Below are 15,988 nucleotides of genomic sequence, written 5' to 3' on the forward strand. Positions count from 1 at the left end.
ACCACCCGCACCGACGGGGAAGTGCAGACGTACCAAGTGCGGGTGCTCGATTACGTGGGCAACGACACCGAGCTCAGTGACAGCCAAGATGTGACCTTTGACATTGACGGCAGTGGCGGCGGCACCGGTACGGGTACCGGCGGCACCAACTCGGGCGTGACGGCGGTGGCTATAGACAGCATCACCGACGACTCGGGTCTGGCGACGGACTTCATCACCAACGACGTGGATGGCATTACCGTGAGCGGTAGCCTGACCGGAACGGTCAACAACGACATTGTTCAGGTTAGTCTGGATAACGGCGCGACGTGGAACGACGCCACGGTCAGCGGCCTCTCTTGGAGTTACGCGGACGCCACCACCCGCACCGACGGGGAAGTGCAGACTTACCAAGTGCGCGTGCTTGATTACGTGGGCAACGACACCGAGCTCAGTGACAGCCAGGCCGTCACCTTTGATATTGACGGCAGCGGCGGCGGTACGGGCACGGGCACTGGGGGTANAGTGGCCTCTCTTGGAGTTACGCGGATACCACCACCCGCACCGACGGGGAAGTGCAGACTTACCAAGTGCGCGTGCTTGATTACGTGGGCAACGATACCGAGCTCAGTGACAGCCAGGCCGTCACCTTTGATATTGACGGCAGCGGCGGCGGCACGGGTACGGGTACTGGGGGTACCGACTCTGGCGTGACGGCGGTGGCGATAGACAGCATCACCGACGACTCGGGTCTGGCGACGGACTTCATCACCAACGACGTGGATGGCATTACCGTGAGCGGTAGCCTGACCGGAACAGTCAACAACGACATCGTCCAAGTGAGCCTGGATAGCGGCGCGACGTGGAACGACCGACGACTCGGCAGCATCACCGACGACTCGGGTCTGGCGACGGACTTCATCACCAACGACGTGGATGGCATTACCGTGAGCGGTAGCCTGACTGGAACAGTCAACAACGACATCGTCCAAGTGAGCCTCGATGGTGGCACAACGTGGAACGACGCCACGGTCAGTGGCCTATCTTGGAGTTACGCGGATGCCACCACCCGCACCGACGGGGAAGTGCAGACTTACCAAGTGCGCGTACTCGATTACGTCGGCAACGACACCGAGCTCAGTGACAGCCAAGATGTGAACTTTGACATTGACGGCAGTGGCGGCGGCACGGGTACGGGTACCGGTGGCACCAACTCAGGCGTGACAGCGGTCTCTATCGATACTATTACTGATGACTCAGGTGCGGCAGACTTTATCACCAACGACGTGGATGGCATTACCGTGAGCGGTAGCCTGACCGGGACGGTCAACAACGACATCGTCCAAGTGAGCCTGGATGGCGGCGCGACGTGGAACGACGCCACGGTCAGTGGCAGCAGCTGGAGTTACGTCGACGCCACCACCCGCAGCGACGGGGAAGTGCAGACTTACCAAGTACGGGTGCTTGATTACGTCGGCAACGACACCGAGCTCAGTGACAGCCAAGACGTGACCTTTGACATTGACGGCAGTGGCGGCGGCACCGGTACGGGTACCGGTGGCACCAGCTCGGGTATCACTGGTGTTGCGATAGACAGCATCACCGACGACTCAGGTCTAGCGACGGACTTCATTACCAATGATGTCGATGGCATCACCGTGAGCGGTAGCCTGACCGGAACAGTCAACAACGACATCGTCCAAGTGAGCCTGGATAGCGGCGCGACGTGGAATGACGCGACGGTCAGTGGCAGCAGTTGGAGTTACGTGGATGCGAATGCTCGCGCGGATGGCGATAATGTAACGTACCAAGTGCGCGTGCTCGATAATGTCGGCAATGACACCGAGCTCAGTGACAGTCAAGTTGTGCTGTTTGATACTGACGGCAGTGGCGGCGGCACGGGTACAGGAACCGGTGGCACCAACTCGGGTATCACTGGTGTTGCGATAGACAGCATCACCGACGACTCGGGTGTGGCAGACTTTATCACCAACGATGTGGATGGCATCACCGTGAGCGGTAGCCTGACCGGGACGGTCAACAACGACATTGTCCAAGTGAGCCTTGACGGCGGCGCGACGTGGAACGACGCGACAGTCAGCGGCCTATCTTGGAGTTACGTGGACGCGACCACCCGCACCGACGGGGAAGTGCAGACGTACCAAGTGCGGGTGCTCGATTACGTGGGCAACGACACCGAGCTCAGTGACAGCCAAGCCGTGACCTTTGATGTTGACGGCAGTGGTGGCGGCACCGGTACGGGTACCGGTGGCACCAACTCAGGCGTGACGGCAGTCTCTATCGATACTATTACTGATGACTCAGGTGCGGCAGACTTTATCACCAACGACGTGGATGGCATCACCGTGAGCGGTAGCCTGACCGGAACAGTCAATAACGACATCGTCCAAGTGAGCCTTGATGGCGGCACGACGTGGAATGACGCCACGGTCAGTGGCAGCAGCTGGAGTTACGTGGACGCGACCACCCGCACCGATGGGGAAGTGCAGACGTACCAAGTGCGGGTGCTCGATTATGTGGGCAACGACACCGAGTTAACCGCAAGCCAAGATGTCACATTTGATAGCTCTGTTCCGACAATTGATATTGTTGCTATTGATGACTTCGACGTTACGTGGACAGAAGCGAACAACGTTGTGATGTCTGGTACTACTACGGATGTCGAAGATGGGCAAGTGGTAACTCTCACTGTAACGGACAGTGTGGGCGCCTCAACTACCTTTAGTGCGACGGTGACAAGTAATGCATGGAGTGTGCCAACGGATCTCACTGGTAAAGGGTTAACTCAGGGTACAATGACCGTTGTTGCATCGGTGACCGATTTAGCAGGCAATTTGGCATCCAATTCCGAAACTGCTACGGTTGACTTGCCCGAAGCGCCTACCGATCTGGTGTGGGGCACCGCTGGTGAAGATTCGGTTGTGGTCAATACCACAACATCAGGTAATCAGAGTGCTTCGGTAACTACGTCTCTAGCCGATGGTCGTTACGTGGTGGCGTGGAACAACGCAGTGGGTGGGTGGTCATCCCGCTTACAAATGTACAACGCTGATGGCACCAAATCTGGTGGTGAGACGCTGTATTATGTGGCCGGGAATAACCCAGGGAATCCGATGGATATTCTCACTCTCTCCAATGGTGGGTTTGTGATCTCGACGATGATGGCACACCTTGGAACTTACTATGCCGGGATTTCTGTATTTGATTCTTTAGGGAACCCAGTGTCGAGTTACTATGTACAAGGGCTTGCATATAACTACAACATAGCGGAAACGCCAAGTGGCGACATTGCGATCGTTTATGAAGATCGCGGTGGCTCTCCGGATAAGCTTGTATTAGAAGTTCATACCACAGCAGGCGCGCAAGTTCTTGGGCCTATTACGGTCGATGCCAGCTTTGCTGGTTCTAGAACCGGGTTAACAGTGCTCGACAATGGTAACTTCGTGGTGGCGTTTCGGGATGGGAATACCAATCCACACACCTTAGCCATTTATAATTCCGAAGGTACGCTCATCAGTTCTTCTTTATTTGGTAGCGGGGGGAATTCAGGCGATAATGTTCAGTTGACAAACACGGTGGATGGGGGGGTTGCGGCCGCTTATGAAAATGCAGGTGACATTTACCTGCAAACATGGGATAGCAGTGGTGCAGTGACGTTGGCCGCCGTTCAAGTGACGACATCTGGTACCACTTCCCAGCCAGAGATCATAGCGTTGGCTTCGGGACGTTATTATCTTGTATGGAATGATTCCACCTCAGTGATGGGACAGTATCTTGAAGCGGATGGTACTGCGATAACACCAGCAGTAGTCATCGGAACAGCAGGTAGCCTTAACCCATCTCCTTCTATCGCAGAGTTGACGACCGGTGAGGTGATTGTGTCTTGGCAAACTAATGATGCTGTGATTGGTGACGGTAATGGCTCTAGTGTTGTAAAAAGACAAATTGGTTTCGGTCAGATCAATGAAACGGCGGTAACTGGCGATATTGTACTGGGTTCTTTGTCTTTTGTGGATCCAGACGTCGGCGATACCGTGACCTACTCGTTAGCTGATGACGCCAATGGGGCGTTTGCCATTGATGGTGCGACAGGTTTGGTGACGGTTAATGACGCCAGCCAAATTGATTACGAAGTCGCGGAAACGTTAAACATGACTGTTCGACTTACCGATAGTACTGGTTTGACCTACGATGAGGTGATTACGATTACCGTATCCGATGGCGCAGATGCTGCTATCTCGCCAACCGCTGGTGACGACGTATTGTCAGGTACTTCAGCTGCAGACACTATTAATGCATTAGCAGGAAATGATACTGTCTATGGTGGTCGAGGAGGTGATTCCCTTTCTGGGTCTGCAGGCAGTGATACTTTGGTGGGGTCTTTTGGTTCCGATATCTTAACCGGTGGTTCAGACGACGATATATTCGTCTTTGATACTAATTTCGTAGACGGCGAGTCGGATACGATTACGGACTTTGAAACAGATATAGATAAATTAGATTTTACTGATGTTCTCAACGACCCTGACCCATTAACCGTCGATGATTTACTCGGGTTGCTAACTGTTACGGAAAGCGGAGGAAGTATGGAGCTCACATATACCCATAATGGCAACACTCAGACTGTGGTTCTTCAAGGATATTCACAAGCTGATTTAGGGTTAAGTGGCGCTGATAGTGATGCAATTATTACAGAACTATTTAATCGAAATATGTTTGTTAACGATTAAATTATGGTGAAGCCAGCCCTTGTTGTGACGGCTTTAAAATGAAATAATGAAATAAGGTGTCCCCGTGCCCTTCGGTAACGGGGACCACTTAAATTTATCTCAACAAAGAGCTAAACGTTTGTAGATGAATATTTCGGAGAGTTGGCCATTGCGACTACGTTCTCGGCTCTGCATGATGGCTAGCTATACATTAATACCTCTGTCTTGTATAAATACATGGCAACGCGTCGCAAAAATCAGCTCAAAAGATAAACTGGCCCTAGTTTGTTTAGTCGTCCTTACATTTAGCTAGTTCGCTTTGTGATTGTCGTATCACGTTGAAACCTTTCTCTTCTAATAACTGTAAAAGGTTACTTGGTCCAATTAGGTGCAAGGCACCAACCACAATCAAATAGTTCCCTTTTGACTCTATCTTCCAGTCATTGGCAGCTAGTTTGTTTGCCCAGTCTACGTTGCGATCCGTTAGGAATACTTTCTCAAGCTCTGTTGGCATTTTAGACAGCTTCGCAAACTCTTCAAGCTTCGCTACATCACCCGCTTTCCAGCTCTCAATTAGGCAATGAACCACACGATCAGTTTGGTCAAATTCTTCAAGGCTACTGACTAGCCACTCTTTACCGGAATCTTTTTGTCCTGCGATGAGGTCTATTTGAAATTGTAGAGCCTCTAAACTGATGACGGGAACATCCGCAATTGTTGCTTTATAAGCGAGTGTGGCATCAACACCGCCAGCCGAACCGTAGCCAAGTTTCTTCAACTGCTGCATCTGTATCGATAGAGAGGTTGCCCAAGGCGGTGAGCTAAGTAGCTGCGGAGTTGGCATATCTAGAGACTTTGAGATGCTCGTTAATAATTGTTTTTGTTGTTTGTTTAATACATCACCCGTGGTCACTGTGGTCGTGGGATACACCACGCCTTCTGTCTTTCTTATATCCGTCTCGACAATTAATCCGTCGCTCTGTTTTAACGTGTCAGTGATCTGTGCGGGAAGTGGGTACATACTCTCATCCCCAACGTGCACAGAACCTAAGATAGTAAGCGTCAGATCATCCTTTTTGGCTTGCCAATAAAGAGGTTCGGCCGCAGCTTGTTTGGCTGAAAATGCGAGAACGAATAAAGTTACGTACCAAAATGTGCGCAAGGAAAGCTCCTATTAAAAGATATGAACTCGTTAAAATTGATTTTGACGGCGTTTTTTAACGGTTTTTTTTGAGAACGATGTCACGTTGTTTGTACGAAAAGTATAACAACACGAACAAACTCTTAAACCTTTCTCTCTATCAACAACACGATTTTATGAAATCCGTTAAAAAGATTGTGATTCATTTCTCAATTTTTACGTCAAAATAAAACTGACGGAAGTGCCGTTGATTCTAACTTAATGATTTTTATGTAATTAATTTTATCGCGAATTTTGAGATTTGAAGCTGATCACTTTATTAACTTGATTTAATTCACGGTAAAAAATAAGCCCATATAGTTTATCTAACTTTCGAAGCGCTCCACTTTGCTTCTGACTCAATTTTTTAATTTATGGGTGAATACGATGTTGAAGAGAAACTTACTATCTGTAGCGGTACTGGCTGGTTTGACGGGGTGTGCTGTAACGCAAGCACCTGAGCAACAGGTTGTTAATACACTGGCTGATAACCTTGATGTGCAATATGAAATTCTAACCAATCACGGTGCGAATGAAGGCATGGCTTGTCAGGAACTAGGTGCTGAGTGGGCGTCATGTAATAAAGTGAACATGACCCTGACCAATGACGGTGAAGCGATTGATTCGAAAGATTGGACTATCTACTTCCACAGTATTCGCCTTATTTTAGATGTTGATAACGAACAGTTTAAAATTACTCGTGTAACGGGGGACCTACACAAACTAGAACCTACAGATAAGTTCGATGGTTTTGCCGCTGGTGAAGAAGTGATTCTTCCACTAACAAGTGAGTACTGGCAACTGTTTGAAACTGACTTTATGCCGGGTGCATTTGTCACGGCGCCAAACGCTGAACCTAAGATGATTGCTTCATTGAATACGGAAGATGTCGCGTCGTTCGTAATCGGTTTGGAAGGAAACAACCTTAAGCGTACACCTGATGACAACAATGTCATGGCAACCGCGGTTACTCGCTTTGAAAAGAATGCTGACCTGGCAACGCAAGATGTATCAACCACTTTACTACCAACGCCAATGTTGGTACAAGCGGGCGTTGGTTCAGTGAGCATTGCTGGTGGTATTGCATTACCGAAAGAGGCATTTGATGCTGAGCAGTTCGTTGCAATTGAAGAACGTGCAGATGTGGTAAACGTAGATGTGAGTGGCGACCTACCTGTTAGTGTTGCCGTTGTTCCTACTCAGTTTACGGGTGATTTAGCAAAATCTGGCGCTTATGAACTAAGCATCTCGGAAGAGGGGATTGCGATTAAAGCGTTTGATAAAACAGGTGCTTTCTACGCAGTTCAGTCTATTTTTGGCCTAATAGACAGTCAGAACGTTGAATCATTACCACAGCTGTCGATCAAAGATGCGCCACGTTTCGATTACCGTGGTGTGATGGTGGATGTTGCTCGAAACTTCCACTCAAAAGATGCCATCCTAGCAACGCTGGATCAAATGGCGGCATACAAGATGAATAAATTGCACCTTCACTTAACAGATGATGAAGGCTGGCGTTTAGAAATCCCAGGTTTACCAGAGCTAACGGATGTAGGGTCTAATCGTTGTTTTGATTTGGAAGAGCAAAGCTGTTTACTGCCTCAGCTAGGTTCAGGTCCAACAACAGACAACTTTGGCTCTGGTTTCTTTAGTAAAGCGGATTACGTCGAGATCTTAAGCTACGCAAAAGCGCGCAGCATCGAAGTAATTCCAGAAATTGATATGCCAGCACACGCTCGTTCTGCTGTGGTATCAATGGAAGCGCGTTACACTCGCCTAATGGCGGAAGGCAAAGAAGCTGAAGCAAGTGAATATCGCTTGATGGATCCACAAGATACTTCAAACGTGACGACTATTCAGTTCTACGATAAGCACAGCTTCGTCAACCCATGTATGGAATCATCGACTCGCTTTGTTGATAAAGTGATTACTGAAATTGCAGCAATGCACAATGAGGCGGGTATGCCGCTAACGACTTGGCATTTTGGTGGTGATGAAGCGAAAAACATCAAGCTAGGCGCAGGCTTTCAAGATGTTGATGCTCAAGATAAAGTGGCATGGAAAGGTAACATTGAGCTAGACAAGCAAGACAAACCATTCCAACAGTCTCCACAATGTCAGTCTTTGATTGCTGATGGTTCGGTGAGTGATTTTGGTCACCTGCCTGGCTACTTTGCAAAAGAAGTATCAAAAATTGTTGCAGACAAAGGCATTCCACACTTCCAAGCTTGGCAAGATGGCTTGAAGTATGTGGAAGAGGGTGAATCTGGCTTCGCTACTGAAACGACTCGCGTTAACTTCTGGGACGTTCTTTACTGGGGCGGCACTTCATCAGTGTACGATTGGTCAGCGAAAGGTTATGACGTGATTGTCTCTAACCCAGATTACGTATACATGGATATGCCATACGAAGTAGACGCAGCAGAGCGCGGTTACTACTGGGCAACGCGTGCAACGGATACTCGTAAGATGTTCGGTTTCGCACCAGAAAACATGCCACAAAATGCGGAAACCTCATTAGACCGTGACGGCAATGGCTTCACTGGTAAAGGCGAGATTGAAGCAAAACCTTTCTACGGTTTGTCTGCACAGCTTTGGTCTGAAACAGTACGTACCGACGAGCAGTATGAATACATGGTGTTCCCTCGCGTACTTGCAGCAGCAGAGCGCGCATGGCACAGAGCGGATTGGGAAAATGACTACAAAGTGGGCGTTGAGTACTCTCAAGATACCGACCTAGTAAATAAGCAGTCTTTAAACAACGACTTTAATCGCTTCGCGAATATTGTTGGTCAACGTGAACTGGCTAAGCTTGAGAAAGCGGGTATTGATTACCGACTACCAGTTCCGGGGGCAAAAGTTGTTGATGGCAAGCTAGCGATGAACGTTCAATTCCCAGGCGTAGAGCTGCAATACTCAGCGGATGGTGAAAACTGGCTAACGTATGATGAGCAGCAACGTCCTTCGGTTTCTGGCGAAACTTACATCCGCTCTATCTCTGAAAGTGGCGAGAAAGTAAGTCGAGTGACTTCGGTGAAATAATCGATAAGCAACATTAATAGATGAGCTCCCTAACTATTATCTTACTCAGATAAAAGTGGGAGCTTTTTTTTCGTCCAAACTAAGTTCGGTACATTCCTTAAACTGAAACATATAGAAATAGCCTTTGTTTATAACGTCAACAATGCACATAAGGTGAGCTTCATCGCAAAAGTGACGCACTTCTCATTCTTCTCTTCAAAAAATAAGTCCCCCATAAAAAACTATAAATCAGGTGTGATTGAAACAACTGAATCTAATTTTATGCCGTGAAATAACGTGATCTTGATCCGTTTTGATTATTGGGTTTCTTTTTTTATCTATTTTTATATTTTTAACTTATTGATTTATTTGATTTAAATAACTTTCCTTTTTTTGATGGTGAGAGAGATCACTCTGTTTGCCCTTTTATTTTGAAACGTAAATTAATTCGAGCAAGATAGATTTCATGCCAGGGAGGCTACCAATTACTCAAGCGGCGAAGGTGAATGATATACCGAAGATATGTCGCTGAAAAATTTAAACTAAGGCAGTTAATTATGAAAAAAGTATTTGCATTAAGCGCTCTTGCAGTCGCATTCTCTTCAAACGTTCTAGCGGACTCTTCTTACGTTACTGGTAACCTTCAAGCGCATACTGACGATCTTCACGGTTCGAAAATGACGTCTACTTTAGAGGCTGGCCATACCTTTGATTTCGATTTTGGTGGTTTTACTGTTTACACCGAGATTGATGGCATCCAGTTAGGTGAGTTGACGACTGAACGTACAACCGCGAATCCAGCGGGCTCTTCTGCAAGTCCTGGTTGGACTATTGGTGGTGAGCAAGCGTTCAACATCAATGACAACCTTTGGGTTGCAGCGGGTTACCAACATTTAGTTGTTGAAGGTGATACTGTTCAGTACCGACCACTGATTAAAGTTGGCTACAACTTTGACAATGGAATCGCAATCAGTAACCGTACACGTGCCCACATCAGCGAAGATAGCAACCGCAGCACAGACGTTCGCATGGACAACCGTATCGCTTACTCTGTAAATAACGAGCTAACACTAAGCTACAACAACGTGTATGTTTTTGCTGGCAATGAGTCAGATAAAGGCAACGGCGTAATGAAGAAGCAAGATTCTATGGATCACGAGCTTCGTGCTACGTGGACTCGCAACGGAGTTCAACCTTACTTTGAGTACCGTAGCCAAGCAAACGGCGTAAAAGATTCAACTGGTTCAAACATTGACAACCATGCATTTGTATTCGGTGCTTCTTACGGCTTCTAAGCTGATTCACTTGGCTGCTTAATCGATTAGATTATTAGCCAAGTGAGTTTCTTCGCTAATTAGCTTTTTTGTTAAATAGAGTTTTTGCTAACTAGCGACGAAAACATAGCGGTACTAACAGCCCGGTTGGTGCCGCGACAAGATTTGCTTTACTGTCCAAAAGCAAAGAGCCTAGCAAGTAAACCATAGTCTTGGGTTTACTCATGCTAGGCTCTATTTTTATGACTTCTTTTTATTGCTTTGCGTTGGTCTAGTTAAGCTTTATTTTCCGTTGTAGTGACGGTATTCAAACACCTGACCTTTCTCGTTAAACGCATAAACAGAATACTCGTCTTTCTTATCGCCATACTCCATGCCCGGCGAGCCCATAGGCATACCTGGAACCGCCAAGCCAATCGCATTGCGTGGTGGGTTTTCTAAAAAGGCTTTCACGTCCTCTGCTGGAATGTGCCCTTCAAATACGTAACCGTCGATCTCTGCCGTATGGCAAGAAGCCAGCTCTGGCGTTACTCCTAACTTCTGCTTGATAGGATTCATGTCATCATGAAGTTTCTCTGTGACATCGAAACCTGCGTCTTGCATGTGTTCTGTCCATTCTGTGCAGCAGCCACAGTATGGAGACTTATGGTTGAGAACATCAGTAGCGAGAGCTTGTCCTGAAATTGCAGCGAGTGCAGTAAGAGTCATAACTTTACGAATCATGGTTAACCTCATGAATATGGTTTTTGTTGATATTAGAATGAGTGGGTTTGAACAGTCTTAATCTGTTGGCATTGCTGACTACGGTGATTGATGACATCGCCATCGCAGCGCCTGCAACGACAGGGCTAAGTAAAAATCCAAAGAATGGGTAGAGCACACCAGCCGCAATTGGAATACCAAGTGAATTATAGATAAAGGCACCAAAGAGGTTTTGCTTCATGTTTCTCACGGTTGCTTGAGACAGCTCGATCGCATTGCTCACGGATAGTGGTGATGAGTTGAGCAGCGTCATTTGCGCACTTTCAATCGCCACATCGCTGCCGCTACCCATAGCTATGCCTATATCTGCTTGAGCAAGTGCAGGCGCGTCGTTAATACCGTCTCCGACCATGGCAACACTCTTATATTGCTGTTGCAGCTGAACAATGTGTTGAGCTTTCTGCTCTGGAAGCACTTCTGAAATCACTTCGTCGATGCCGACGCTTTTACCTATTGCTTGAGCAACAGAGTCGTTGTCGCCCGTTAATAGAACGGTGTGGATTCCGGCGGATTTTAGTTGAGCAATAGCTTGTTTGCTATCTATTTTTAATGCATCTGAAATGCCAAATATGCCTTCCAGTTTTTGATCGATTACAACGAAGATGGGTGTCCATGCTTGTGTACGACAAAGCTCGATAAAGTCGGCGCCAATGTCTGTATTGATGCTGAGTCGGGTGAGGTACTTAAGAGAGCCTACTTGAACCTTCTTGCCGTTAATTATTGCTTGTACTCCAAGCCCACGTTGGTTTTCGAACTCGCTATGGGGTAGCGCTGAAACTTGTAAGTTCTCTGCATATTGGCAAACGGCTTTCGCTAGCGGGTGTTCTGACCCTATCTCTACCGAATAGGCATAAGCCAGCAGCTCTTGCTCTGAAAAATCGCCATAAAATGCCTGCTGAACGGTTGGCTTACCTTGGGTTAGGGTGCCGGTTTTATCAAACACAACAGCATCGATCTTGCTGGCAGACTGCAATACATCCGCATCTTTAATAAGAACGCCAAACTCAGCCGCTTTACCTACGCCAACAGTAATCGAAAGCGGTGTGGCTAGGCCTAATGCACATGGACAAGCGATGATCAGCACTGTGGTTGATACCACGAGCATGTAACTTGCACTAGGTTGAGGTCCAACAAAAAACCAAACTAGGGCGGCAATGGCTGCGATCGCGACCACAACAGGTACGAAAACGGCAGAGATCGAATCAGCGAGCTTAGCAATCGCAGGCTTGCTGCTTTGTGCTTGGCGAACCATCTGAATGATTCGAGCCAACATGGTGCTTGAGCCAATTCCCGTGGCTTCAATGATTAAGCTGCCATCACCATTGATGGTACCTGCTGAAACGCCATCATTAATCGATTTAACGTTGGGAAGCGGTTCGCCAGTCAGCATCGATTCATCGATATAAGATTCGCCATATACCACGACACCATCGACAGGGACTTTTTCTCCTGGCTTTACTCGAACTTGCATACTGACTTGAATAGCTTCGACGGCGATGGTTTGTTCTTTACCATCGGCGATAACCACCGCTTTTTGAGGCTGTAAGTTAATCAGTGCCTGCAAAGACTTAGTGGTGCGTGCTTTGGCTTTGGCTTCAATGTAGTGACCCAAAGAAATAAGGCCAACAATCATGGCGCTCGCTTCAAAATAGACATGGCGCGACGGCTCTGGGAACCATGATGGAATAAGCACAACCAGCATTGAGTAGAACCATGCAGCGCCAGTGCCCAAAGCAACTAACGTATCCATGGTCGCACGCTTGTGCATCAGTGATTGCCAAGCGTTAGTGAAGAAGCTGCGTCCTGAAGTGGCTAGCAGTATTAAACAGACGACACCGATTAAGCCCCAAGCCAATTGGTCGTTAAATGTAGTAATAGTCATGCTGCCACCAAACAGACCCCACGCCATCAGCGGAGCACCGATAAGCAGTGCACTTACTGAGTTCTTTAGGAAAGCTTTTTGGGTACGAAGTTGTTGCTCTTGCTGTTTTTGTTGTTGAGTCGCCGCGTCATCAACGAACTCTGCACCATAACCTGCGGTTTTTACCGATTCTATTAGCGCGCTTTCGATGACATCTCGTGTTTTAGATGTGAAAACCAAGGCTGTTTGTTCTGCAAGATTGATCTGAGCTTGGTCGACGAACTCATTCTTTTTCAGCGCTTTCTCTATCGAAGAAACACAACTCGCACACGTCATTCCCTCAAGAACAAGATGATAGGTATATTGGCTAGCAGCAGGTTTATTTTGTGTCGGTTCCACTGGCGCTGTTTTTTTATCGTCTTCTGAATTAGATAAAGGCTTATTAACTTCAGTGTAGGGAGCCGCGTGATAACCCACGCTTTCGATCAACTCAATAAGCTCGGGTTCTGAAAGCAGAGTAACCAACGACAATTCATGTTTGCTGATTTCTAGGTCTGAGATTTGCTCGGTTTGTTCAAGTGCTTGAGTCAGCTTGTTCACGCACTTACCGCAGCTAAGACCGGATAACGAAAGGTGCAGTTTATTGCCCATGCTATAACCAAGCGTCGCCAATTGTTCGTTGAGTTTAACGTAATTAATTGGAGTCGAAATATCGATGTATGTCGGCGATATATCATTGATCGTCGTATTGTCGAGTTCACCAAACAGGGTGCGAACTTTCTTCGCACAACCCATGCAATTTAGGCCGTTGAGCGCGGTTGTGTAATGGTTCATATCGATACTCCAATTCTCATCTACGCCTAACATAAACCTTCCCGTAAGGGTAAGGTCAAACATAAATTCAAGAATTTGATCTTAGTGGTATATGAATGGGTGAGTTACGTTGGTGAAATAAGCGGGAGTTAAAGAAAAGCGTGGCTATAATTTATTGGCTCAGGCTATAGATTTGCGACATCGAAGCTGAATTTTGCCTTTCTACAATGGCTTTCGCACAAGATCCGCGCATTAATCATTCACTACTGATTGTAGATTTAAGCGGTGGTGATAAAATAGCGCCCAAAATTTAGTGATATTTGGCTATTACAGACTTTGTATTAGACCCCACTAAAAGAATCACCTACATAATCAAGGTATTTAAATGACGGTTAAAACTCGTTTTGCTCCTAGCCCAACTGGCTATCTTCACGTTGGTGGTGCACGTACTGCACTTTACTCTTGGCTATTCGCTAAGAACCAAGGTGGTGAATTCGTTCTACGTATCGAAGACACGGACCTTGAGCGTAACTCTCAAGAAGCGGTTGATGCAATTCTAGAAGGCATGCAATGGATGGGTATGGAATGGGATGAAGGTCCTTACTACCAATCTAAGCGTTTTGACCGTTACAACGAAATGGTTGATAAGCTACTTGCTGAAGACAAAGCATTCAAATGCTACGCGTCTAAAGAGCTGCTTGACGAAATTCGTACAGAGCAAGAAGAAAACAAGGAAATGGCTCGTTACGATGCGAACCACCCGAAAATTGTTGCAGCAAACGAAGCAGCAAAAGAAGGTGATGCGTGCGTTATCCGTTTCCGTAACCCAAAAGAAGGCAGCGTAGTATTTGATGACCAAATTCGTGGTCGAATTGAAATTTCTAACAGCCAACTTGATGACCTAATCATTCGTCGTACAGATGGTGCTCCAACTTACAACTTCGTGGTTGTAGTGGATGACTGGGATATGGGTATCACACACGTTGTTCGTGGTGAAGACCACATCAACAACACACCTCGTCAAATCAACATCTACGAAGCACTAGGCGCGCCAGTTCCAACTTTCGCTCACTGTGCAATGATTCTTGGTGATGACGGTGCGAAACTTTCTAAGCGTCACGGTGCTGTTTCTGTAATGCAATACCGCGACGAAGGTTACCTACCAAATGCACTGAACAACTACCTAGTTCGTTTAGGTTGGTCTCACGGTGACCAAGAGATCTTCTCTCAAGAAGAGATGATTGAGTTCTTCAGCCTTAAAGCAATCAGCAAGTCTGCATCTGCATTCAACACTGAAAAGCTACTTTGGTTGAACAACCACTACATCAAGACTTCTGAGCCTGAGTACGTTGCAAAATACCTGCAATGGCACCTAGACGCACAGAAGATCGATACAACAAACGGCCCAGCGATCACTGAAGTGATCACGCTAGTTGGCGAGCGTTGTAACACGCTTATCGAACTTGCTGAGCAGTCTCGTTACTTCTACGAAGACTTCTCTGAGTTTGAAGCTGGCGCGGCTAAGAAGCACCTACGTGGTGTTGCTAAAGGCCCACTAGAACTTGCTCTTGCTAAGGTTGAAGCGCTTGAAGACTTCACTACTGTAAACATCAAAGATGGTGTGATTGCAGCGGTATGTGAAGAGCTAGAGATCGGCATGGGTAAAATCGGTATGCCACTTCGTGTAGCAGTAACAGGCGGTGGTCAGTCTCCTTCTGTTGATGCTGTGATGGAGCTTGTTGGTAAAGAGCGCGTAATCGCTCGTATCAAGATGGCTCTTGAGTTCATCGCTGAGCGTGAAGCTAACGCTTAATTGAGCGAATGCTAGATTCAAAAAAGGGTCAGTAACTTGGTTACTGACCCTTTTTATTTGTTTTGAGTTTTATGATCTAAACAACTCGCTATAGCTGGTCATCGGCAATCATTTGAGTCGCTTGCGCGGGTGTTTTCTTATCGAACAAGATATCCATCATTGCTTTGATGCGCTCCATATCGTCACCAAACTTAGAAAAGTTTCCGCTGTTTGGCGCTTTAAATTCGACATTGCCTACGCGTTGTTGCTCTTGATAAGCCGAGATCTTAGCGTCTGCCACAAAGGTTCTGAAATCCCAGCTCCAACGAGAGACATAATCGAGCGTAATATCTTCTGGGTTATGTTCTGAACCGTCCGCAACGACTTTACATTTAACTTGATTAGTCAGACACCAATCGAGCATTGAATCAAGGAAGATGCTGCGAGTTTTCACGTCTTCCACGATAGTAATATTTTCAACGTTGTTTGCATCTGGAAGTGCATTGCCCGAGTATTTCGGAGCACTACAACCTGCCAGTAATACGACAACAGCAACAGCTAGCCAGTTTTTCATTC

General features: G+C 47.1%; 8 protein-coding genes. 4 read left to right on the forward strand and 4 right to left on the reverse strand.

From position 1 onward, the window contains the following. The first annotated feature begins 698 nt into the window (after positions 1-698). Positions 699-4,730, forward strand: a complete 4,032-nt coding sequence (locus ED652_RS05630) for a hypothetical protein (protein ID WP_162929919.1) — start codon at positions 699-701, stop codon at positions 4,728-4,730. A 268-nt stretch (positions 4,731-4,998) separates the two neighbouring features. On the opposite strand, the gene ED652_RS05635 is transcribed toward ED652_RS05630, so the two are convergent. Then, positions 4,999-5,871 (reverse strand): TraB/GumN family protein, encoded by an 873-nt coding sequence (locus ED652_RS05635; RefSeq protein ID WP_122053799.1) that lies wholly within the window; start codon positions 5,869-5,871, stop codon positions 4,999-5,001. Positions 5,872-6,276: 405 nt separating this feature from the next. Here ED652_RS05635 and ED652_RS05640 point away from each other — a divergent pair, with 405 nt between their 5' ends. Together ED652_RS05640 and ED652_RS05645 are read left to right on the forward strand one after the other, a co-directional pair. Then, complete coding sequence (locus ED652_RS05640; RefSeq protein WP_122053800.1) at positions 6,277-8,931, forward strand: beta-N-acetylhexosaminidase; 2,655 nt, start codon at positions 6,277-6,279, stop codon at positions 8,929-8,931. Positions 8,932-9,467: 536 nt separating this feature from the next. Then, positions 9,468-10,205, forward strand: a complete 738-nt coding sequence (locus tag ED652_RS05645; protein ID WP_122053801.1) for an oligogalacturonate-specific porin KdgM family protein — start codon at positions 9,468-9,470, stop codon at positions 10,203-10,205. A 261-nt stretch (positions 10,206-10,466) separates the two neighbouring features. On the opposite strand, the gene ED652_RS05650 is transcribed toward ED652_RS05645, so the two are convergent. Beyond that, positions 10,467-10,907, reverse strand: a complete 441-nt coding sequence (locus ED652_RS05650; protein ID WP_041472752.1) for a DUF411 domain-containing protein — start codon at positions 10,905-10,907, stop codon at positions 10,467-10,469. Then, positions 10,897-13,674, reverse strand: coding sequence for a copper-translocating P-type ATPase (locus ED652_RS05655; RefSeq protein WP_122053802.1), 2,778 nt, complete (start codon positions 13,672-13,674; stop codon positions 10,897-10,899). The genes ED652_RS05650 and ED652_RS05655 overlap by 11 nt, the downstream gene beginning before the upstream one ends. Positions 13,675-14,005: 331 nt before the next feature. On the opposite strand from ED652_RS05655, the gene gltX reads away from it, so the two are divergent. Next, positions 14,006-15,433, forward strand: coding sequence for a glutamate--tRNA ligase (gene gltX, locus ED652_RS05660; protein ID WP_017110162.1), 1,428 nt, complete (start codon positions 14,006-14,008; stop codon positions 15,431-15,433). An 88-nt stretch (positions 15,434-15,521) separates the two neighbouring features. Here gltX and ED652_RS05665 read toward each other — a convergent pair whose 3' ends face one another. Next, entirely contained in the window at positions 15,522-15,986 is a 465-nt protein-coding gene (locus tag ED652_RS05665; RefSeq protein ID WP_122053803.1) for an Sbal_3080 family lipoprotein, read from the reverse strand. Positions 15,987-15,988 lie beyond the last annotated feature (2 nt).

It is taken from the genome of Vibrio sp. Evd11, assembly GCF_900382755.1.
GTDB classification, from domain to species: Bacteria; Pseudomonadota; Gammaproteobacteria; order Enterobacterales; family Vibrionaceae; genus Vibrio; species Vibrio lentus.